Source organism: Thioclava indica, assembly GCF_000714545.1.
GTDB classification, from domain to species: domain Bacteria; phylum Pseudomonadota; class Alphaproteobacteria; order Rhodobacterales; family Rhodobacteraceae; genus Thioclava; species Thioclava indica.
This window is the reverse complement of the sequence record NZ_AUNB01000023.1, coordinates 1-18,284: the sequence shown is the minus strand read 5'-3', so window position 1 is coordinate 18,284 and position 18,284 is coordinate 1. Positions and strand designations below refer to the sequence as shown.

At 59.6% G+C, this 18,284-nt stretch carries 22 protein-coding genes and 4 pseudogenes; 13 read left to right on the top strand and 13 right to left on the bottom strand.

Annotated features, from left to right (window positions below):
* Positions 1 to 12 precede the first annotated feature (12 nt).
* From DT23_RS08600 to DT23_RS08580, 5 genes are read left to right on the top strand one after another with little or no spacing between them, the layout of a single operon-like run.
* Positions 13 to 1,398 (top strand): cbb3-type cytochrome c oxidase subunit I, encoded by a 1,386-nt coding sequence (locus DT23_RS08600; RefSeq protein WP_038130465.1) that lies wholly within the window; start codon positions 13 to 15, stop codon positions 1,396 to 1,398.
* 5 nt (positions 1,399 to 1,403) lie between these two features.
* Positions 1,404 to 2,210 (top strand): CbbQ/NirQ/NorQ/GpvN family protein, encoded by an 807-nt coding sequence (locus DT23_RS08595; RefSeq protein WP_038130464.1) that lies wholly within the window; start codon positions 1,404 to 1,406, stop codon positions 2,208 to 2,210.
* 9 nt (positions 2,211 to 2,219) lie between these two features.
* Positions 2,220 to 4,184, top strand: a complete 1,965-nt coding sequence (locus DT23_RS08590) for a nitric oxide reductase activation protein NorD (protein ID WP_038130463.1) — start codon at positions 2,220 to 2,222, stop codon at positions 4,182 to 4,184.
* Positions 4,181 to 4,747: a cytochrome c oxidase subunit 3 gene (locus DT23_RS08585; protein ID WP_038130461.1), complete on the top strand. Its 567-nt coding sequence runs from the start codon at positions 4,181 to 4,183 to the stop codon at positions 4,745 to 4,747. The genes DT23_RS08590 and DT23_RS08585 overlap by 4 nt, the downstream gene beginning before the upstream one ends.
* 4 nt (positions 4,748 to 4,751) lie before the next feature.
* The gene (locus tag DT23_RS08580; protein ID WP_038130460.1) at positions 4,752 to 5,003 is read left to right on the top strand and encodes a cytochrome C oxidase subunit IV family protein; all 252 of its coding nucleotides are present in this window, start codon (positions 4,752 to 4,754) and stop codon (positions 5,001 to 5,003) included.
* 33 nt (positions 5,004 to 5,036) lie between these two features.
* On the opposite strand, the gene DT23_RS08575 is transcribed toward DT23_RS08580, so the two are convergent.
* Positions 5,037 to 5,612 carry a DUF4202 domain-containing protein gene (locus tag DT23_RS08575; RefSeq protein ID WP_038130458.1) on the bottom strand — a complete coding sequence of 192 codons (576 nt, stop codon included), beginning with the start codon at positions 5,610 to 5,612 and terminating at the stop codon, positions 5,037 to 5,039.
* Positions 5,609 to 6,319 carry a Crp/Fnr family transcriptional regulator gene (locus tag DT23_RS08570; RefSeq protein WP_038130456.1) on the bottom strand — a complete coding sequence of 237 codons (711 nt, stop codon included), beginning with the start codon at positions 6,317 to 6,319 and terminating at the stop codon, positions 5,609 to 5,611. Before DT23_RS08570 ends, DT23_RS08575 begins: the two co-directional genes overlap by 4 nt.
* A gap of 207 nt (positions 6,320 to 6,526) precedes the next feature.
* Here DT23_RS08570 and DT23_RS19435 point away from each other — a divergent pair.
* Positions 6,527 to 6,628, top strand: a pseudogene (locus DT23_RS19435) (IS5/IS1182 family transposase); the annotation flags it as partial.
* A 39-nt stretch (positions 6,629 to 6,667) separates the two neighbouring features.
* Here DT23_RS19435 and DT23_RS19990 read toward each other — a convergent pair.
* Positions 6,668 to 6,754, bottom strand: a pseudogene (locus tag DT23_RS19990) (IS5/IS1182 family transposase); the annotation flags it as partial.
* Positions 6,755 to 6,944: 190 nt separating this feature from the next.
* Between DT23_RS19990 and DT23_RS08565 the strand changes: the two are divergent.
* Positions 6,945 to 7,652, top strand: coding sequence for a DUF2270 domain-containing protein (locus DT23_RS08565; RefSeq protein WP_420804684.1), 708 nt, complete (start codon positions 6,945 to 6,947; stop codon positions 7,650 to 7,652).
* A 263-nt stretch (positions 7,653 to 7,915) separates the two neighbouring features.
* Here the strand turns inward: DT23_RS08565 and DT23_RS08560 are convergent, their stop codons facing one another.
* Both DT23_RS08560 and DT23_RS20260 read right to left on the bottom strand, forming a co-directional pair.
* Positions 7,916 to 8,860 carry a mechanosensitive ion channel family protein gene (locus DT23_RS08560; protein ID WP_051697151.1) on the bottom strand — a complete coding sequence of 315 codons (945 nt, stop codon included), beginning with the start codon at positions 8,858 to 8,860 and terminating at the stop codon, positions 7,916 to 7,918.
* A gap of 276 nt (positions 8,861 to 9,136) precedes the next feature.
* Positions 9,137 to 9,439, bottom strand: a complete 303-nt coding sequence (locus DT23_RS20260) for a sensor histidine kinase (RefSeq protein ID WP_338064220.1) — start codon at positions 9,437 to 9,439, stop codon at positions 9,137 to 9,139.
* A gap of 59 nt (positions 9,440 to 9,498) precedes the next feature.
* Between DT23_RS20260 and DT23_RS18990 the strand changes: the two genes are divergently transcribed.
* Positions 9,499 to 9,909, top strand: coding sequence for a GFA family protein (locus DT23_RS18990; RefSeq protein WP_081847020.1), 411 nt, complete (start codon positions 9,499 to 9,501; stop codon positions 9,907 to 9,909).
* 291 nt (positions 9,910 to 10,200) lie between these two features.
* On the opposite strand, the gene DT23_RS08555 is transcribed toward DT23_RS18990, so the two are convergent.
* Positions 10,201 to 10,668 carry a hypothetical protein gene (locus DT23_RS08555; RefSeq protein WP_240473574.1) on the bottom strand — a complete coding sequence of 156 codons (468 nt, stop codon included), beginning with the start codon at positions 10,666 to 10,668 and terminating at the stop codon, positions 10,201 to 10,203.
* A gap of 366 nt (positions 10,669 to 11,034) precedes the next feature.
* Here DT23_RS08555 and DT23_RS08550 point away from each other — a divergent pair, with 366 nt between their 5' ends.
* A complete protein-coding gene (locus DT23_RS08550; protein ID WP_038130455.1) occupies positions 11,035 to 11,289 on the top strand; it encodes a hypothetical protein in 255 nt (84 codons plus the stop codon).
* Between the two features lie 238 nt (positions 11,290 to 11,527).
* Here DT23_RS08550 and DT23_RS08545 read toward each other — a convergent pair whose 3' ends face one another.
* The 6 genes from DT23_RS08545 to bufB form a co-directional block, all read right to left on the bottom strand.
* Complete coding sequence (locus DT23_RS08545) at positions 11,528 to 12,322, bottom strand: YiiX/YebB-like N1pC/P60 family cysteine hydrolase (protein WP_205618231.1); 795 nt, start codon at positions 12,320 to 12,322, stop codon at positions 11,528 to 11,530.
* 57 nt (positions 12,323 to 12,379) lie between these two features.
* Positions 12,380 to 12,817: a DUF6789 family protein gene (locus tag DT23_RS08540; protein WP_038130454.1), complete on the bottom strand. Its 438-nt coding sequence runs from the start codon at positions 12,815 to 12,817 to the stop codon at positions 12,380 to 12,382.
* A 25-nt stretch (positions 12,818 to 12,842) separates the two neighbouring features.
* Positions 12,843 to 13,100, bottom strand: a complete 258-nt coding sequence (locus DT23_RS20310; protein WP_038130453.1) for an anti-sigma factor family protein — start codon at positions 13,098 to 13,100, stop codon at positions 12,843 to 12,845.
* Between the two features lie 102 nt (positions 13,101 to 13,202).
* The gene (locus tag DT23_RS08530; protein WP_038130451.1) at positions 13,203 to 13,802 is read right to left on the bottom strand and encodes an RNA polymerase sigma factor; all 600 of its coding nucleotides are present in this window, start codon (positions 13,800 to 13,802) and stop codon (positions 13,203 to 13,205) included.
* Between the two features lie 117 nt (positions 13,803 to 13,919).
* Entirely contained in the window at positions 13,920 to 14,717 is a 798-nt protein-coding gene (locus DT23_RS08525) for an HvfC/BufC N-terminal domain-containing protein (RefSeq protein ID WP_038130450.1), read from the bottom strand.
* Positions 14,701 to 15,591 carry an MNIO family bufferin maturase gene (bufB, locus tag DT23_RS08520; protein ID WP_038130449.1) on the bottom strand — a complete coding sequence of 297 codons (891 nt, stop codon included), beginning with the start codon at positions 15,589 to 15,591 and terminating at the stop codon, positions 14,701 to 14,703. The genes DT23_RS08525 and bufB overlap by 17 nt, the downstream gene beginning before the upstream one ends.
* Positions 15,592 to 15,872: 281 nt before the next feature.
* On the opposite strand from bufB, the gene DT23_RS08515 reads away from it, so the two are divergent.
* From DT23_RS08515 to DT23_RS18980, 4 genes and pseudogenes are all read left to right on the top strand, one after another.
* Entirely contained in the window at positions 15,873 to 16,166 is a 294-nt protein-coding gene (locus DT23_RS08515) for a BufA1 family periplasmic bufferin-type metallophore (protein WP_038130447.1), read from the top strand.
* Positions 16,167 to 16,235: 69 nt separating this feature from the next.
* Positions 16,236 to 16,802 (top strand): DoxX family protein, encoded by a 567-nt coding sequence (locus tag DT23_RS08510; protein WP_038130505.1) that lies wholly within the window; start codon positions 16,236 to 16,238, stop codon positions 16,800 to 16,802.
* Between the two features lie 7 nt (positions 16,803 to 16,809).
* Positions 16,810 to 16,956: pseudogene (locus DT23_RS19805) on the top strand (winged helix-turn-helix transcriptional regulator); the annotation flags it as partial.
* Between the two features lie 138 nt (positions 16,957 to 17,094).
* Positions 17,095 to 17,527 (top strand): annotated as a pseudogene (locus DT23_RS18980) (transposase); the annotation flags it as partial.
* 27 nt (positions 17,528 to 17,554) lie between these two features.
* On the opposite strand, the gene DT23_RS08500 reads toward DT23_RS18980, so the two are convergent.
* Entirely contained in the window at positions 17,555 to 17,863 is a 309-nt protein-coding gene (locus DT23_RS08500) for a hypothetical protein (RefSeq protein WP_038130446.1), read from the bottom strand.
* Positions 17,864 to 18,284: the final 421 nt, after the last annotated feature.

Sequence of the window (18,284 nt, the reverse complement as noted above, 5' to 3'; positions counted from 1 at the left end):
GGGGATGAAACCATGAAATATCCGACACAGAAGATCGCGCTTATGTATTTTGCGGTCGCCTTGGGCCTGTTCGCCGTTCAGGTGAGCATGGGCCTTCTCATCGGCTGGATCTATGTCAGCCCGAATTTCCTGTCCGAGGTCCTGCCGTTCAATATCGGGCGGATGCTGCATACCAACTCGCTTGTCGTGTGGTTGCTGCTGGGCTTTTTCGGCGCGGCCTATTACCTCATTCCCGAGGAATCCGAGCGCGATATACATTCGCCCTTCCTTGCCTATCTGCAACTGGGGATTTTGGTGTTGGGCACGCTTGGCGTTGTCGTCACCTACCTGTTCAGCCTGTTCAAGGGCAGTCTGCTTTTCGGCTTCAGCGGGCGCGAGTTCATCGAACAGCCGATATGGGTCAAGATCGGGATCGCCGTTGCGGCGGTGATCTTCCTCTACAACATCTCGATGACGGTGCTCAAAGGGCGCAAGACGGCGATCACCAATATCCTGTTGCTTGGCCTGTGGCTGATGGTGCTGCTGTTCCTGTTTGCCTTCTACAACCCGGCCAACCTCGCGCTTGATAAGCAGTACTGGTGGTTTGTCATCCACCTCTGGGTCGAGGCGACGTGGGAACTGGTGATGGCGTCGATCCTGGCCTTCCTTGTGCTCAAGCTGACCGGGGTTGACCGCGAAGTGATCGAGAAATGGCTTTATATCATTGTTGCGCTGGCGCTGTTCTCGGGAATCCTCGGGACCGGGCATCACTACTACTGGATCGGCATGCCGCCCTATTGGCAGTGGATCGGCAACATCTTCTCGTCTCTCGAAGTGGCGCCGCTATTCGCAATGATGGCCTTCACCTTTGTGATGGTCTGGAAGGGGCGGCGTGATCACCCGAACAAGGCCGCGCTTTTGTGGAGCCTCGGTTGCTCTGTGGTGGCCTTCTTCGGTGCCGGTGTCTGGGGCTTCCTGCACACGCTGCACGGGATCAACTACTACACCCATGGCACGCAGATCACCGCCGCGCATGGGCACCTCGCTTTTTACGGCGCCTATGTGATGCTGAACCTGGCGATGTTCTCTTATGCCATGCCGATCCTGCGCAACCGCGATCCCTATAATCAGGTGCTCAATATGGGCGCGTTCTGGCTGATGACGGCGGGGATGGCCTTTATGACCTTCACGCTGACCTTTGCGGGCACGATCCAGACCCATATGCAGCGGGTCGAGGGCGTGGACTACATGAGCGTTCAGGATCAACTCTGGATCTTCTACGTCATGCGCTTTGGGTCCGGTGTTGCGGTGGTGATCGGGGCTTACATCCTGATCTATGCGCTCGCCTTCCCGCGCCGCGAGGTCGTCAAGGCTGGCCCCGTGCAATCGCATAAATCAGCCGAAACCCCTGCGGAGTGAAGCTAATGAATGCACATACCTTGATGGAGGGGGCGGCAGACGCCCCCTTCTACCTCCCGCAGGGCGACGAGTGCGAGATCTTTGCGACCGCTGCCCGCAACGATCTGCCGCTGCTGCTCAAGGGGCCGACGGGCTGCGGCAAGACGCGGTTCGTGTCCCATATGGCGGCGACGCTGGGGCGGCCGCTATATACCGTGGCCTGCCATGATGACCTGTCGGCGGCTGACCTGATCGGGCGCTATCTTCTTAAGGGCGGTGAGACTGTCTGGGTCGATGGCCCTTTGACCCGCGCGGTGCGCGAGGGCGCGATCTGTTATCTCGACGAGGTGGTCGAGGCGCGCAAGGACGTGACCGTCGTGCTGCATCCGCTGACCGATGATCGCCGCATCCTGCCCATCGACCGCACCGGCGAAGAGCTGGAAGCAGCAGAGGGATTCATGCTGGTGGCCTCGTATAACCCCGGCTACCAGAATATCCTCAAGACGCTAAAGCCCTCGACCCGGCAGCGCTTTCTCGCGGTGGAATTCGATTTCCCGGTGCAGGAACATGAGATTGCCGTCGTCGCGCGCGAAAGCGGGCTTGACCCAGAGCGGGTGAAACCGTTGGTGCGGCTTGCGGACAAACTGCGCGATCTCAAAGGGCAGGACCTTGAGGAAGGGGTTTCGACCCGCCTCGTGATCTATGCCGCCACGCTGATCAAGCAGGGCATGCCGGTCGAGCGCGCGATCACCGCTGCGATGATCGAGCCGCTGACGGACGACGCGGATGTGAAACGCGGGCTCCTCGATCTTGTCACCGCCATCTTCGGGTGAGGCAAAGCGATGACAACGGTCGAAATCGAGCCATGGGAACCCGAAGAAACCGTCGGGAAACTGTGGCACGCTTATGCCAGCCGCCTCGACGCGCCGAGCGTCCACGACGGAGCCCGTGTCGGCCTTTCTGAGGTCGGCGGGCGGTTGGCAGTTCTTTTCCGGGGCTTGGGCGGTGATCATGCCGTCGAGATCAAACCGGTGGGAGACGAGGTCTCGCATCACCGGCTGTCTTGGCGGCGCAAGCTGGGCACATGGGCCGAAACCGCGCCGCGAGCCAGCTTTGACGGGGCCGCGCTGCGCCTGCCGGAATCGCTTGCGGTGTTTCCCGCGCGCGAGGCCAACGCGGCGCTGTATGTTTGGCTTGCTGCCTGTGCGGCGCAGGCCGCGCCGGGGGCTGAGATACCCCAAGATCCGTTGCAGGCCGATCTTTTGGCGCTGCATCACGCGCAGGTGACGGTTCGCGCAGCCCTTGAGGCGGCGCCCGGCTACGCCCGGCTTTACGCCGATCTTTGCGGCGCGGTTCTGGCGCTGCGCCGGGTGCCGCATCTGCCGCCAATCGAGGCCGCGCTGGAAGCGGCGCTACGCGCGCATCTGGGCGATGAGGTTGCCGCATCGGGCGATCTGGCGCAAACCATGCGCGCCGCGATCGAAAGTGGCGATGTCGCGCACTTTACCGCGCCGCGCCGTTATCGCCCGACGCGTCCGGTGCCACTTTGGCCCGATCTGCGCGCGCTTAACGCGTCCGGCACCGCCGCCGCCGAAAGCCCCGATGCGACAGGCGCGCCCGAAGTTTCGGAAGATGGCCCATCGCGGCGTGCGCGCCGTCATAAGGCCGATGAAGCAGAAAAGAAGGACAGTCTCGTCCTGCACAAGTTCGAGTCGATCCTCAGCTTTGCGCAGTTCATGAATATCAACCGTCGCATTGACGAGGATGACGAAGACGACACGGGCAAGGCCGCTGACGATCAGGACGAGATCGGGCTGGGCCAGATTTCCAAAGCCCCTGCGACGCGCCTGAAACTGCACCTTGATCTTGCACCCGAAGACGTGGATCGCGAGGCGCTTTCGGCCGAGACGACCTATCCCGAATGGGACGTGCGCACAGGCGCCTACATGCCCGCCCATGCCCGCGTGCTGGCCACGCGCATCGAGGCGAAAGCCGGGATCAGCGCCTTTGCCGACGACCCGCGCGCCCGCGCCCGTATCAAGGCGGTCAAGCGACAGTTCGAGGCGTTGCGTCCGGGCCGGATCTCGACGCCGGGCCATCCTGAGGGCGATGAGCTGGACATGGAACGTGCCGTGCGCGCGCAGGTCGATTTCGCCGCGACCGGCGAGGGCTATGATCGCGTCTGGCGCCAGACGCGGGCGGAAAAGCGCGATCTGGCGGTGTCGATCCTGCTGGACGTGTCCCGCTCGACCGAAGCCGCAATTCCGGGTCATGGCCATGAGGGCCGCACCGTGATCGACGTTGAACGCGAGGCGCTGGCCGCCTTTGCATGGGGGCTTGATGCCTGCGGAGATGATTTCGCGATCAACGCGTTCTCCTCGCTGCGCCGACAACGGGTTTATGTCCAGACGGCCAAGGATTTCGGCGCACCAATGAGCCGCGCGGTCGAGGCGCGGATCGCGAGCCTCAAACCGGGGTTTTACACCCGGCTGGGTGCGGCGATGCGCCATGTCTCGGCCGAGTTGTCGCGCCAGCCCCGCAAGCGGCGGCTGTTGCTGGTGATCACCGATGGCAAGCCCAATGATCTGGACCATTACGAGGGGCGCCACGGGATTGAAGACAGCCGCATGGCCGTGCGCGAGGCCCGGCGCGCGGGGCATGCCGTCTTTGGCATCACTGTGGATCGCAATGCAAAAGCGTGGTTTCCGCGCATTTTCGGGCAGGGCGGTTTTGCCGTGATCCCTGACCCCGACAAGCTGACCGCAACGTTGCCGCGCATTTATCGCGAGTTGGTGGGGATGGGATGAGCGACAGCGACGAAAGCGGGGGTGAAAGCGATTTCTATGCGCTGCCGGGCGATCTGATGATGTGGATTCTCATCATTTCGGAACTTTTGGTGTTCGGCGCGGGGCTGCTGGCGTTCATGGCGATGCGGGTGACCGATCCGGCGGGGTTCACGGCGGCGCAGGGTCATCTCAATGCGACGGCGGCGGGGATCAATACCGTCGTGCTGGTCACGTCGGGCTGGCTCGCGGCCCTTGCGCTCAAGGCAAGCGAGGCGGGGCAGGTGGCGCGGGTGCGTCTTTTGCTGGCGGCGGCTGCGTCGCTGGGGATGCTTTTCCTTTGGATCAAGGGGATGGAATATGCGGGCAAGGCGGCGGAGGGGATCAATTTCGAGACCCACACGTTTTTCACCTTCTATTTCCTGTTGACCGGCTTTCATGCGCTGCATGTGCTGGCGGGGATCGTCATTCTCGCGCTGGTCGGCTGGAAGGCCAGCCCGCGCAATCTCGAAGTTGGCACCGCGTTTTGGCACATGGTCGATCTGGTCTGGGTGCTGCTGTTTCCCATCATCTATCTGCTGAGGTGAGGCAATGACCGCAACGCAAGGATGGCTGGTTCTGGTGGCGCTGTCGGTGGGCAGCACGCTGCTTGCATGGTCTGGCAGCACGGGGGCAGTGGCCGCCGTGGCGATCCTCGCGCTGGCCTGGGTCAAGGCGCAGATCGTTTTGAATGTCTACCTTGGCCTGTCGCAGGTGCCAGCGTGGAGCCGGGGCTTTGCGTTTGTGCTCGGGCTATTCATGCTGGGGGCGATGGGGCTTGCCGTGGCCGCCGGGGCGGTTTGAGACGGGTTTGATGGGGCCGTCTTGGCCGCGCGTTTAACCGGCCTCCTGATCGCGGAACGCCCCGGCCAGCGCCTCGGGCAGATCGAATTCTTCCAGCACCCGCGCGCGCCCCTCAGCCGACATCTTGCGCGCCGTGCGCCGCACGATCTTGTCGAGCGCCTCGGGCGACTGCGTGCCCGAGAAGGGCGCAAAATACCACTTGAGAAAGACGAAACAGATCACGTCTTCCAGCGCCTGCACCTCTGCGTCGCGCTTGATCCCTTCCTTGCGCAGCATCACGCCTGCGCGGTCGCAGTCCTCCGCCTCATAGCCCGCCTCGGCCATAATCCCGGCCACGCGTGCACCGTGCCGCCGACCCTGTTCGCGGCGCCAGTCGAGATAGCCCGTGCGGCCTTCGGGGAAGTCCTTGCGCGGCAGCAGCCAGCGCTCGATATGCTGGCCACGCGCGGCGATGCGCAGCACATCGGAGGCCTCGGGGAAAAGCCGGTCAAGCTCGGTTGTCATCCGCTCGCCGTAAAGCAGCGCGGCGGGACGGGTTTCGCTGGTGTCAGGGTCGGCGGCATTGGCCGCGTCAACGGCATCGAGAGCGGTTTGCAGAGGCGTTTTCATGATTTATTCCAAGCGTTTGCGGGATCTTCGTCGGCGAAATCGCGCAGCGCGTGCAAATCGCCGATTTCGGCGGTCTCGCGCGTGACCGTGACTCCGATGGATTTCAATTTGCCAAAGGCGCGGCTCAGGCTTTCGGGTTTCATTCCCAAACGCCCTGCAATCAGCCCCTTGTCGTAGGGCAGGCGCACCCGGCAGTCCCCGGTGCTGCAATCGGCGAGGTCGAGCAGGAACTCGGCCACGCGCTGCGCCCCTGTCCGCGCTTTCAGCGCCTCGACCTGCGCGACCAGCGAATGCAGATGGGTGTATGTCGCCGTAAGGATCGCCAGAGTCACTTCATGATTTTCACGGATCATCTGCAAAAAGACCGAGGCCTCAATGCGGATCAGACGGCAATAGGTCACCGCCTCGGCCGATACGGGGTAGATGTCATGTCGAAAGGCCACGGCTTCCCCGAAACTGCGCCCCTTGGTGAAAACGCCGACAACCGCCTCTGCGCCGTTGGGCGAAATCCGGAATAGTTTCACCCAACCTTTGGCCACGATATAGATCGCGCGCGCCTGCTCGCCCTGCAAGAAAATGGTGGAGCCGCGATCAAACTCGATCGCGCGCGCGCTTTCGAGCAGCATATCCTGCACATCCTGCGGCAGCTGGTTGAGAAGAAGGGAGGATTGAGCGATTGCGCGATCACTTGGCAGAAGTCCAGTCATTTGGTTCGCCTCCGGGGCATGTAGCTTGGCAAAGCGCCGCCCACTTTCGAGGTCTTTATTGACCAAGGATGTGACGGCGCTCAAGACAGGCTGCTAACGAAAGCCCAATTCGCTTCAGACACCTCAAATACCTCATATAAATATCGATTGAAGTCAACGCCAGGTTGCTAAACCTTGGTGTCGATTGCGACGGTGGAGCGAGTGTTCGCAGCAAGCGCCCGCGCGATCATTCTTAGGGCGACCGGCCGCCTTGGGCGGGCGAAATGGAAACGATTCTCGGGCTATCATGCCCGAAGTCTGATGGAGGCGAACCCTTGCGCGGTTTGCAGGCAAATCCCCGCCGGGCAGTAGATAGGTCGCATCAATCATGACGGTTTTCGTGTCACCGTGCATGGCGGCCAAATCCGCTATCATCTTTGCGAAAATACCCCGTTTGTGGCCTCTCTCGAACCGGTCGCGTTCAACCAACCACCTCCACCGCTTTCATCGGTTATCGAGCGTCTTAAAAGGCCAAGCGTGGTCTTCGACCTCTCTTGGCGTTCTTGTTGTGAGCCAAGATAAAGACCGCTTTGACCCGACATACATGGCGCCGGTCAGGATAATTGTTGTGTGGTGAATGTGCTTCATGCAACGCTATCCGTGGGGGAGGCTCGCTATGGCGGTTGAGAATGGCGAAGAACGCAAACAGCTTGACGCAGCCGAGATTGGGGCGATAGCGCATCTATATCGCGGCGAAGTCTACAGATCGACGCTTTGGCGTACACGGCTCGACACGACGACGAACTGGGCGGTTGTAACGCTGGGGATCGCGCTCTCGATTGCGTTTTCGTCACCCGCCGCATCCCCGTTGCCTTTGATACTTGTGGGTGTCTTGATCTTCTTCTTCTTGATGCTAGAGGCGCGTCGGTATCGCTATTTCAATGTTTGGCGTGCGCGTTGCAGATGGATGGAATTGCATTTTTTCGCGCCAATGCTGCACGATGGCAATCTGCACATGGAGGAGGGTTGGCAACGCGTTCTCGCCGAAGACTATTGGAGACCGACGCACCACGTTTCCATGGCTGTGGCAATCGGGCGGCGTATTCGGCGAAATTACTTCTGGATACTGCTCATTCAAAGCACAGCCTATCTCGGGAAGCTATTTGTTCATCCCGACCCTTTAACCTCAGCACCGCAATTGATAGACCGCGCGACCATCGGGCCTGTGCAGGGGCAATATGTTCTGGGTTTGGGTGCAATCTACTGCCTGACTTGGGGGGTGATATCCCTTTTAAGCTGGCGAGACGATAGAAACCGGGCAAAGACGCGCCCGGCTCGCTCTGGTATGGGGTGAAGCATCGACCGATATTTGGATGTGATTTTCGCTATTGCTGTGCACCAAATTAGCAAGTGCCCGACAACGCATATCTGCATTTTCCGGCAGTAAGGTCGCAAACCGTGTCCGCAATCCAATCAAGGTCGGGTACGGTAAGGCTGCCCACGATATTCCCAAGCATCAGCGTATTCCAAGCACCGCAATGCACCCGACCGACACTAGAAGTTGCGCATCATGGCCGGATGGGGGAGCCGCTATGCCCATCACTTCCGGTTCTTGGATCACTTATCAGCCGATGCGGCGTGGCGCGGTTTGGGCACATCGCCACGTCCGGCGGGCCAGCCTTCGCGCTGCAATCTGCGGTCGCCATCCGTTTCCTCGGTCTGATCGTGGAACAGATGCACCTGCGTCGGATAGGGCATGTCGATACCTTCGTCATCCAGCGCGATATAGACCGCCTGCAAGACCCTGCCAAAGGTGTGGATCTGCGATGCGCGGTCCGATTTCGTCCACCAGCGCAGACGAACGACATTGGCGAAATCGCCCAGCTCCATCGGGATGGTTTCCGGCGCTGGATCGCTTTGGACACCTTCGACAGTTGCGCAGGCTTTCTCGATGATGTCGCGCGCCTTGTCCCAATCGTCATTGCAACCGATGCCGATATCGTATTGCGACCGCCGCGTCTCAAACGCGGTGTTGACGACGACGCTGTCAGTATAAATCACCGAATTTGGAATAACGACGCGGCGGCCATCATAGGTCGTGATCATCGTCGCGCGGGTCTCGATCTTTTCGACCGTGCCCTCATGCCCGCCCGAGACGATCTGGTCGCCGATCTCGAAGGGCTGGCGCAGCAAGATCAGGATGCCCGCCAGCATATTTTGCAAGATATCCTTAAAGGCGAAACCGATGGCGACAGAGCTGACCCCGAGCCCCGCGATCAGATCGCCCGGCGAGACCGATGGCGCCACGATTGTCACCGCCAGCATGAAGCCGACGACAACGAGGGACCAGCGAAACAGCGACCCCGCGACCTCGCCAAGGTTTTCGCGCCCGCGCCGGATGGCGGCCTGCCGCACCAGCTTGGCGACGCCCAGACCGACGAACCAGAAGAACACCGCGACCACAATTGCCACGAAGATATTGGGAAGCAGTTTGAAAAAGCCGTCCAGCCAAAGGTCCAGCTTGTCAAATATCAGCCCGACATTGGCGTCGATCTCATCCATACCTGTCTTCCTTCCAAGAGAATACTGGGTTGCTGTCACAGATCAATAATGGCTCTCGTTGGGGAAAGGGCAACTTCCGAGCCCCCTCAGACGTGTTTGCCGGGCCGGTCTTACGGCAATCGCAGCATTCACGGTTTGCGCGCTTTTGATCGCCTGCGGCTGGGGCCAGCGTCTCGTTGCTAAATACGTTGCGCGACGCGGCTTTCGGGGCTGCGCTGAGGATGGGGGTGATCTCCAGCTTGTCGCGCCGCGCGAAATTTTGCTTGTTAAGCGTATTCAAGCCCCCCGGGTCTCAACGCGCGTCGGGTTCGCCCTGCGATCAGGAAAGCGGATCGTCACCCGCAGGACCTGCGCATTGTCGCTTAGCGTGATGTCTGCACCGTGACGCTCTGCAATCGCCTTGATGAGCGACATACCCAGCCCGCAGCCCGGTTTTGTCCCGCTGCTGTCGACACGGAAAAACGGATCAAAGACACGCGCGCGCGTCGTTATGCTAGTCGATCTCGCTGCTCGCCTCCCAGCAGCTCGTCGCGCATTCGGCCGTTGAAGCTTTGACCGTGATCCAACACGTGGATACAAGGGATCAATGAAAATGCGGTCGACTGGCGGCAGGGGCTTGTCTGTCGCGAGGAGTGTGAATGGACGACAATCCGACTACGGGACAATGCCTGTGTGGCGCTGTGACGTTCCGCATATCGGGAGAGTTCGAGAGCTTTTTCCTATGCCACTGCGCCCGCTGCCGCAAGGATAGCGGTTCGGCCCATTCGGCAAACCTGTTTTCGTCCACGGCGAGACTCATTTGGGTTTCAGGCGAGGCAAACATCAAGACGTTCCGGCTCTCCGGGTCACGGCACGTGAAGAGCTTTTGCTCCGACTGCGGGTCTGCGCTGCCTGTTTCCCAGCCGGAGGTTGGTTTACTTGTGGTGCCTGCAGGGTCGCTCGACAGCCGGATCGACATACGACCCAACGCGCATATCTGCTGTTCCAGTCGCGCGAACTGGGACAACGACCTGGCCTCCATCGAAAGGATCGACGGGCTTCCCGGCTGAACGGTCGCGCCGATGATGCATCTCAGACAACAGCCAGACGACAAGGACGCAACCATCGGCTTCGTCCGGCTTTGCCGCCTCTCACGCCTCCGGGTCAGGGTTCTCTTCGCAGTCTGGGTGATGCCGTGGTGGCATCGCTGCACGCATATGTCGGATTGGCAGTGGAGAGCCTTGCTTTGGGACGCGCTTCCCGGTGCCATCTGCCCACATACGGTGCAGCAGAACAGCCAATTTTCTGGCCACGACGACAACGGCGCGGCGGCGCGCTCTGGTTTTCATCAGTCGCATCCCTCAGGATTTGATCTGAGAGCTGGCCATCTTGCGCATCAGCAGGGCGTTCGCGGCCGCGTAATGAGTTGATCGGACATCCCGGTCTCCGGCTTTTGAAATCCGGCCAGGATTGTCAACGGCAGCCTTGAAAGTCAGCGCCGCAATAGGTCCGACACCGGGAACGGTCATCATCCGCAGGCATGTCGCATCCCGGGAGGCGGCGCGTTTGACCAGGCGATCCAGTTCCAGAAAGTGCTGATACAAGACCCGACGCGCATCCAGCAGCGGGATCAAAGCACGCGCCAGAACCTCATCCATTTCAAGCATCGGACGACCGAGGCCGTCAAAGCTGCCATGCTGCACTGTCTTGGGCAGACCCCTGCAGATCGCGCCGTCCATTGCCCGGCAGGCGAATGCGAAGCAGTCGGCCGAGAGGGGACCTTCAATGGAGTATCGTGATGCTGCGGTGCAGCTCGTCGAACCGGTCATTCGTTGCCGCACGAAACCGGGGCCGGCACATGCCAAGCTCATCTGAGAGCGCGAAGACAATCAAGGCCCCGCACCATTGGAGATGGTTTTCCGAACTGCGCGATGGTGTCCAACTTAGGCAAGCCGTTTTCCGAAAACACGGACCGAGTGTCTGGCGCTGAATTGCGGTCTCGGTGGGGTGCGGAACCTACGCAAATAGGCCGGTCGGTGCGGCGCACTTTACGCTACGACAGTCATTCGCGTGCAACAAATCATCATTCGAATTGTAACCGATCGCCGTGTGAGAAGTCTTTAAGGTAACGGGTCATAACGGCCTGTCACGGTCAAGACACTGACCGTAGGACACTTTAAATCAAGGAGACTATCATGAAACGTATCGTTGCAACTTCTGCCGTTCTGGCACTGTTCGCAGGTGCCGCATTCGCTGCCGGTCCGCAAACGAACGAGCGCCCCGGTGCCCCGCCGACCGCCGTCGTTTCCGAGCATAAGGTTCAGGTCAAAGCCGGTGATCTCTATTTTAACAAAGAGAGGGTGCGTATGGGCCTTGAGGCGGGTGATCTTGTGGATGTGACCCATTTTCCTGAGACGGGCCTCGTCGACCCTCCGAGCCGCGAAGGTTGATCCGTTTGCAATCGACAGATACCGGGCGGCTGCAACATGCGGGCGCCCGGTCACTTTTATACAGATCGAAAATCGGGCGGGGCGCATTTGTCCAAAGGCTCGATCATGCAACTGTTTTTGGGCCGGGACCGGGGCGATCGATTGACAGGATTCCTCTTGCTGGATGAGCACAAATATCCGACAGATTTAGACCAAAAGACAGGCCCCGACGTCGCCCCGCGAGGGCGTAGCGTTCTCGTCAGGCAGACGGTAGGGTTTCGTCCCATTGCAGTAAATGTGGATCAAACGACTCCACCAGATAGGGCTTAATCACCTGAAAATAGGGCGAGAGGTCAAAGTCGCGCGGCACGAACAGCGAGTGATGACGAATATGCAGGAGGTCCCTCTGATCGGGATCCATCGCAGGCCCGATTTCCGGAACGCGCGATTCTGGCAAGATCGGATAGCGAACCGACTGGAAGGCCTGAGCGATCAGCGATGAACAGATCGCGCGCGTCGGATCGCCCGAACCAACGGCCAGCATCCGCCTGCGCCATCGGACAGGCACCGGCGGCGTTGGAAAAAAATATCGCAGGAGATCGAAAATGTTGCGCAAGTCATAGCGCAGTCCAATGCGGTCTTTCATAAAACCGATAATCTTCTGGCATTCCGCGGCAGTCAGCCCGACGGGGCGGCAGATGCGGGTGTTATAGCTTGCGTATTTGCCAAGGGGCGCCGACACGCAGCCTTCACCCAAATTCACCTCGATCAGCCTGTGCGGCTCTGCGCCGCCATCTGGCGCGGGTAGCGCGTCGCCAACATACATCGCAGCATGAGACCAAGTGGATTGGGTGAGGTATTTGATCGCGTTCGCAACGCGTTCCCGCCCTTCAATCAGAACCACATCGCCGGGTTGAAGCACACGGCAAAGCGTGTCGAAATCGGACGGGGTGAAGGGGATATATCCCGAGCTTGGCCGATTGAGCTTGCCCGCCAAGCGTCGACCGATCCGATCGAGAAACGTATCGCAGCTTCGGGTGATCCAATTGTCCATCGGCTTCTCCGTGCGAAATGCGGCCCGGCCAAGACGCGACCGGGCCCAAGCGTTCGGTTACGAATGTTGCAATCGCGGTGTGGCCAGTATCTGGAATGTGGCTCCAAGGACGAGGCCAAAGATGATGTGCAGCATCAGCGTCATCACCGGCGCCATCATGCCCAACGCCAGTCCGAACAGACCCGCACCCGCCATTGGCAGGACGAAAAGCATCATCGCAAGCCAAGCAGCCACGCCAAAGACCACGCCTTTGATTGGCGCGGAGCCACCCGGAATCCGGTCATAAAACAGCGCAAAGGCACCGCCCCAAGCCAGCGTTCCGATCATGAAATGCGCGAGCCATCCAAAGGCAATCGGCGCCCCCATCATCGCGCTGAGCATCGCAACGACATCAAGCTGCGGCATCAGCCCCATCATCGCCTTGACGAGCATCATCGCCGACAAAACGACAGTCCCTATGAACCCGGCAACAAGGCCGGCTGGTAGTTTTTGCATGACATCTATCCTTCTCTAGAGGACGTCAGTCCTCTGGTTGCTGTGTGTCGTGCAGCCTGGAAAGGATTGTATCGATCTCTGCGTCATCGCCACCTTCGGGTGCTGCGCTGTCTGATACGGGCGTGGATTCGGTCAGATCGCGGGTCGTTCGCATCTGGCCGACAAACCGCTCACACCCGCGACACATCGCAAGATGCAGTCGCATTTGAAGGGTCTGCCACGGGCCTAGTTTCCCGTCGATCAAATCGCTGGCACGCTCAGAAACGTCTTTGCAAGTAATCATCCGACGATGCCCTTTCCGTTGGCTCACAGTCATTAGACAACCAAAGCCACGCAGTGTTACAGATTTCAGATTGCTTTTCTTCCAGCGACATTCAACCCCCCGTTAAAGCAGCCCATCAAGTGCCGCCCTTACGGCCAAGCGGGCACGATGGAGCAGCACCCGCATGTTGGCCTCGGAAATATCGAGAATTGAACAAACCTCGGCGGCGTCCAACCCCTGTTGTGCGCGCAGCTCGATCACGGCGCGTTGGCCCGACGGCAGCGCCTCAATCGCGGCACTCACATGCGCCATCACGCTACGCCCGGCAACGATGCGTTCGGGGGTTACCTCTTCCCAAAGATCAGGTTGATCCTTCCAGCGCCCGCGCCCGTCAAATGCGGCGGCAAGGCTGTTGTCATCGCCCCCGTCATCAAACGAGACCGAGCGTCCATCGCGCTTCGCCCGCGTGCGCGCCTTATTCAAAACAATGGTATAGATCCAGCCAGCCAAGCTAGAGCGCCCCTGAAAACCGCCGATGTTCTTGAGAACCGCCACCCAGGCATCCTGAACCACTTCTTCCGCTGTCGCGCGGTTTTTGCAGATGCCAGCGCAAATGCGGATCAGCGAGGCATTGTGCTTGCGAAACACATGCTCAAACGCCGCGCGATCGCCCGATACGAGCAAGCGCACAAGAGTGTCCTCATTTGAAAAATCGATTTGCATGCGATCCCTTTGTTTTCGCCACGGAGGTGGCATCATTTGTCCTGCCCAACCGGGCTTGCCGCTCAAGGCCATGAGCGACGCTTTGCGCGTCCCGCCCAATCGCGGGCATTGGCGCAATCAGTCGCGCGTTGCCGCACTTTCGCAGGCTACCGGTTGCAAGCCGACGATCAGACCAAGGCTGATCACGCCGCTTAGCAACGAGGATATGTCCTGATCAGGCGTGGTGCGCAGCGCGGTCTCGGCGGCCCGCGTCAGGCTATGTCCCGCGCCAAGGCTAAGAAGAAATTGTGCGGGGGCCTCGGGCAGCAGGCGCAGATCGACCCGCGCTTCGGGGCGCGCGATCAGCACAGTCTCGCCCCCAACGGCAAGGTCGATCGGGGCCGGCTGTCCGGCAGCGCTGTTTTCCTGCCAGATCGTGCCCACCGGATAATCCGAGGTCACGATGCGGCATGACGGATGCAGCACCATGCCCATCTCGAGCAGCGTTTCGGGGGCCGTCGCCATCATCGCCTCGACCGTAAGCGCCGTCGCCTCGGGGGCGTGATACGAGGCCAGATAGGCCCGTTCCACCCGCGCGACGTCACCGATATAGGGCAGGTTTTCCAGCGGGGGAAAGCCATCTAGAAAGTCAGCAAAACCTGCGCCATAGCGCAGCATGACCGGGCTATCGGGTGGATTTTCGGTGACAAAAACCCGCGCCGTGGCGCCAAAGAAATCCTCTCCCACCAAACGCTGCACAACCGGATAAGCTTCGGCCAGCGCGTCGATCAAGCTTAAGACCACATTGTTGCGATAGACGGCAAAGCGGCGGGCGCTCGGGCGACCATCGGGCCCGACAAGCCCCTCGGGCACAGCGCGCGCCGGGTCCAATAGCGCGGCACCGAAATCGGCTTGACGTTCAAAGAGCGACGGCATGCTCGACACCCTCATTACAAGTTGCGTCCATTACGGCGTCTGCACGCTGCGCCTCGGCCAAAAGCGTGGACCACGCCGGCACATCGGCATCCCACTCGATCAGCGTCGGCAGCGGGCCGGTTAGCGACAAGGTATAGGCGTAAAGATCCCAGACATCGTGATCCACCGGCCGGTCATGACTGTCGATCAGCAGCGGTTGCCCGGCCTCATCCCTCTCGGGGGCGAACCCCGCGAGGTGGAGTTCGCGGACCTGTGCCAGCGGATAGCGCGCGATATAATCGCGCGGAAACCAGTTCTGATTGGCCGCCGACACATGCACATTATTGACGTCCAGCAGCAACCCGCACCCGCTACGCCGGGCAATTTCAGCGATGAAGTCGACCTCTTCCCAAGTGCTTTCGGTGAACGCCAGATACGTCGAGGGATTTTCGAGCAACATCTGCCGCCCAAGCACTGATTGAACCTGATCGATATGGTCACAGATCCGGTTCAAGGTTTCGTTGGTGTAAGGCACCGGCAAAAGATCATTAAAAAAGCCCGCATCGTGAGACGACCACGCGAGATGTTCTGAGAACAACTCGGGCTGATAGCGTGTCACCAGCGCCGCAAGCCGGTCGAGATGATCGCTATCCAGCGGCCGATCCGCACCAATCGACAATCCTACCCCATGTAGCGACAGGGGATACTCGGCGCGGATTGCCTCGAGATAACGGTGCGGCGGGCCGCCTGCGCCCATGTAATTCTCGGCGTGAACTTCGAAAAAGCCGACTTCGGGGCGGGTCTCGAGTATCTCGTGATAATGCTGAGGTTTCAGACCAACGCCCGCGCGGGGCGGGATCGTGCCGGGGAAGGTGTGCGAGGCTGGGCGGCTCATTAAACATCTCCTTGAACAGTCAAACAGGCGGGTTTCAGGCGGCTTTCGACAGTTGAACGGACTGTCTCGCCATCTCTTCCCCGGCAGTTACAAGTCGCCATCGCGGCGCGAATGTTACATCGCCCATGTAATTTTTGCTTCGCTGCGTGCGCCGCGCGCTCTCGGGATCGCGGCTATCCGACCTGCGGTCACGAAAGCGTGATCGCCGTAACGTCTGGCCCCCAACGCAGTCGACTATCGGAAGGCATGACGCTTTCGCACCAACTGGAGGACTGAGAGAAATGACCATTCACAAACAAAGCTTGATGATCGCCGCAGCCCTGAGCACAGGGCTTGCCGCTCAATTCGCCACCCCCGCCGCCGCAGCCGGACAAGAACAGTGCTTCGGCGTCGCGCTGGCAGGCCAGAACGATTGTGCCGCAGGACCCGGTACGACCTGCGCAGGCACCTCGAAGGTCGATTATCAGGGCAACTCATTCAAACTTGTTCCAGCGGGCACCTGCACAACGATCGAACTGCCCGGCGATCGGGTAGGCTCGCTAAGTGCGCTTGATCGCGACCTTCCGAAAAGCTGAACCGTCTGGATGCGCCCTTTCATCACGGGGCGCATCCGTTTCCCTTACTTCATCGCGAAAGGACAGCCGATGCTAACCCTCGCCCTGAGAACCCTTTTCAACCCGTGGGACCGCACTCAAGGTTTTGCTGCGAGCGCCGTTTCACTGATCGCACGGCTGTTGTTTGCCTCGATCCTGCTGCAGTTCTTCCTGAACTCGTTTGTTACGAAAATCGACGGGTTCGGCCTTTCGGCTGGGGCCTACATTCAGGTTCTGCCGCGCCAGATGGAGACCGCAGGATATGACCCTTCAGCGTTGGCTTGGCCGCTTCATCTTGTGGTCCTCGCAGGAGCGCTCGCCGAACTGATCCTGCCGCTTCTGGTCATTTTCGGCCTCGCCACCCGCCCCGCTGCGCTTGCAATGATGGGGTTTCTCGTGGTGATGTCGCTGACGGATCTCTACGGCCATGGCGTAGACGGAGCGACAATCGGGGGTATGTTTGATGCCGATCCTTACGGCCTGATCCTTGATCAGCGGCTGCTGTGGGGGTTCTTGCTGTTGATACCGCTCTGGTTGGGCGGTGGCATGGTTTCGCTGGATGCGCTGATCTGGCCAAGGCTGCAAAGATGGTTGGGGTTGTCTGCTATCTCCGCCTAAGTGGCAGATGAAACGTCCGGCCGTCAACGACGAGGTAAAACCCGGCCATTCGTGGAGTGCGCACCTGCGACTGTCTGAGCGAGAGAAGCTATCGATCCGCGAGATTTCGCGCCGCACTGGTTTGTCGCGCAATACCATCGCGAAGCATTTGAAATGCGGGCACGCAAGACATTCAGAGGCTAGCGGAATGAGCTCCATTGGCGCTTCCGTCATGCCTTTTCAGTGTCTCGGGTCAGGACCCATTGATTTCATTGCAGCGTCATGATTCACCATCTGCAAACAAAGCGGTGACATGTCTGATTTTTTCTGGCTGAGCGACGCGCGGATGGCGCGCTTGGAGCCTTACCTCCCGAAGTCCCACGACAAACCACGCGTCGATGATCCGTTGCCCGGCAACGGTTTGCTAACAAACCGCTGCCGGGCAGCGGACGCGACATACCTGAAGGCTCACCGAACCGCGACCAGTATGGGCGTGAAAAAAGGGGGGCGTGGCCGCTGGTCGGGTCAGCGACTACATTGGCGCGCGGGCACTGCGGAGCAGCCTGCCGAATGTAGACTGGCTGCTCGGGGACCGTGGCTACGACGCCGATTGGTTCCGGGAAGCGTTGCAGGACAAGGGGATACGCGCCTGCATACCAGGCCGAAAGCAACGCAAGACGCCAATAAGGTATGACAAGCGCCGCTACAAACGCCGCAACCGGATCGAGATCATGTTCGGCAGGCTCGTTTCATTTTCCTAACATCAAACATGACTAGCTCATTACAGGTTTTAGGAACATTTCAGCGGCAAATTCACGTGCTTCTTCTTCGGTTTCTGCTTCGTAGACCTCACCAATTTCGGGGTAGTTCAGTATTTCCATCCACGAGAAATTAGGGGCTTCGAAGGACCTGATGATTTCGAGTTTCAAAGCTGAGTGACGTTCTGCTTCACGCTTAACAAGACCTTTCAGTTCTGTCTCTGTTAAGCCGATAGATACTTCGTTGAGTAGGTGTGTCAGATTGGGAAACTTTTGCGAATAATTCATCATGGTAGTGATGGGATCATTGTTATTGTTTCCCATGCCCCTGTTGTTGGATTTCGTTCCACTGCGACTTGGACGTGTGTTAGTCCATCAACCCTTTCTGGTGGCCCATTTCGCCCGACATTGTTTGGGTTAGCTGACCCTATGCGCCGATAGCCTCAGCCAACGTCTTCGCCAACGTCAAATGTAAACCTATGAGTATTGGCTGTTGGGTTTGCTGCAATCGCATCTTGCAAAGGCTGCCCTCTCATCACGCTATCTGCACGCAGCATCGCACCTTCCGAATTGAATGCAGACGACAGCGGTGGGATCTTGTTTCCAGCCAATGTTGAACCATCGGGCGCGACACCTGTAAGTGCTCTGGCTTCCAACTGTTGGTCCGTAACTTGTGGGCCATGCCTTTCAACTGTGTGTGCATTAGGATGGGAAGTCAGGAGCTATGCCAGAATTTGGGTGATGG

Excerpts from the sequence above, each read along its gene's own strand:
- DT23_RS08600 (WP_038130465.1), top strand. The coding sequence starts at position 13 with ATGAAATATCCGACACAGAAGATCGCGCTTATGTATTTTGCGGTCGCC.
- DT23_RS08595 (WP_038130464.1), top strand. The coding sequence starts at position 1,404 with ATGAATGCACATACCTTGATGGAGGGGGCGGCAGACGCCCCCTTCTAC.
- DT23_RS08590 (WP_038130463.1), top strand. The coding sequence starts at position 2,220 with ATGACAACGGTCGAAATCGAGCCATGGGAACCCGAAGAAACCGTCGGG.
- DT23_RS08585 (WP_038130461.1), top strand. The coding sequence starts at position 4,181 with ATGAGCGACAGCGACGAAAGCGGGGGTGAAAGCGATTTCTATGCGCTG.
- DT23_RS08580 (WP_038130460.1), top strand. The coding sequence starts at position 4,752 with ATGACCGCAACGCAAGGATGGCTGGTTCTGGTGGCGCTGTCGGTGGGC.
- DT23_RS08575 (WP_038130458.1), bottom strand. The coding sequence starts at position 5,612 with ATGAAAACGCCTCTGCAAACCGCTCTCGATGCCGTTGACGCGGCCAAT.
- DT23_RS08570 (WP_038130456.1), bottom strand. The coding sequence starts at position 6,319 with ATGACTGGACTTCTGCCAAGTGATCGCGCAATCGCTCAATCCTCCCTT.
- DT23_RS08565 (WP_420804684.1), top strand. The coding sequence starts at position 6,945 with ATGCAACGCTATCCGTGGGGGAGGCTCGCTATGGCGGTTGAGAATGGC.
- DT23_RS08560 (WP_051697151.1), bottom strand. The coding sequence starts at position 8,860 with ATGGATGAGATCGACGCCAATGTCGGGCTGATATTTGACAAGCTGGAC.
- DT23_RS18990 (WP_081847020.1), top strand. The coding sequence starts at position 9,499 with ATGGACGACAATCCGACTACGGGACAATGCCTGTGTGGCGCTGTGACG.
- DT23_RS08555 (WP_240473574.1), bottom strand. The coding sequence starts at position 10,668 with ATGACCGGTTCGACGAGCTGCACCGCAGCATCACGATACTCCATTGAA.
- DT23_RS08550 (WP_038130455.1), top strand. The coding sequence starts at position 11,035 with ATGAAACGTATCGTTGCAACTTCTGCCGTTCTGGCACTGTTCGCAGGT.
- DT23_RS08545 (WP_205618231.1), bottom strand. The coding sequence starts at position 12,322 with ATGGACAATTGGATCACCCGAAGCTGCGATACGTTTCTCGATCGGATC.
- DT23_RS08540 (WP_038130454.1), bottom strand. The coding sequence starts at position 12,817 with ATGCAAAAACTACCAGCCGGCCTTGTTGCCGGGTTCATAGGGACTGTC.
- DT23_RS20310 (WP_038130453.1), bottom strand. The coding sequence starts at position 13,100 with ATGATTACTTGCAAAGACGTTTCTGAGCGTGCCAGCGATTTGATCGAC.
- DT23_RS08530 (WP_038130451.1), bottom strand. The coding sequence starts at position 13,802 with ATGCAAATCGATTTTTCAAATGAGGACACTCTTGTGCGCTTGCTCGTA.
- DT23_RS08525 (WP_038130450.1), bottom strand. The coding sequence starts at position 14,717 with ATGCCGTCGCTCTTTGAACGTCAAGCCGATTTCGGTGCCGCGCTATTG.
- bufB (WP_038130449.1), bottom strand. The coding sequence starts at position 15,591 with ATGAGCCGCCCAGCCTCGCACACCTTCCCCGGCACGATCCCGCCCCGC.
- DT23_RS08515 (WP_038130447.1), top strand. The coding sequence starts at position 15,873 with ATGACCATTCACAAACAAAGCTTGATGATCGCCGCAGCCCTGAGCACA.
- DT23_RS08510 (WP_038130505.1), top strand. The coding sequence starts at position 16,236 with ATGCTAACCCTCGCCCTGAGAACCCTTTTCAACCCGTGGGACCGCACT.
- DT23_RS08500 (WP_038130446.1), bottom strand. The coding sequence starts at position 17,863 with ATGGGAAACAATAACAATGATCCCATCACTACCATGATGAATTATTCG.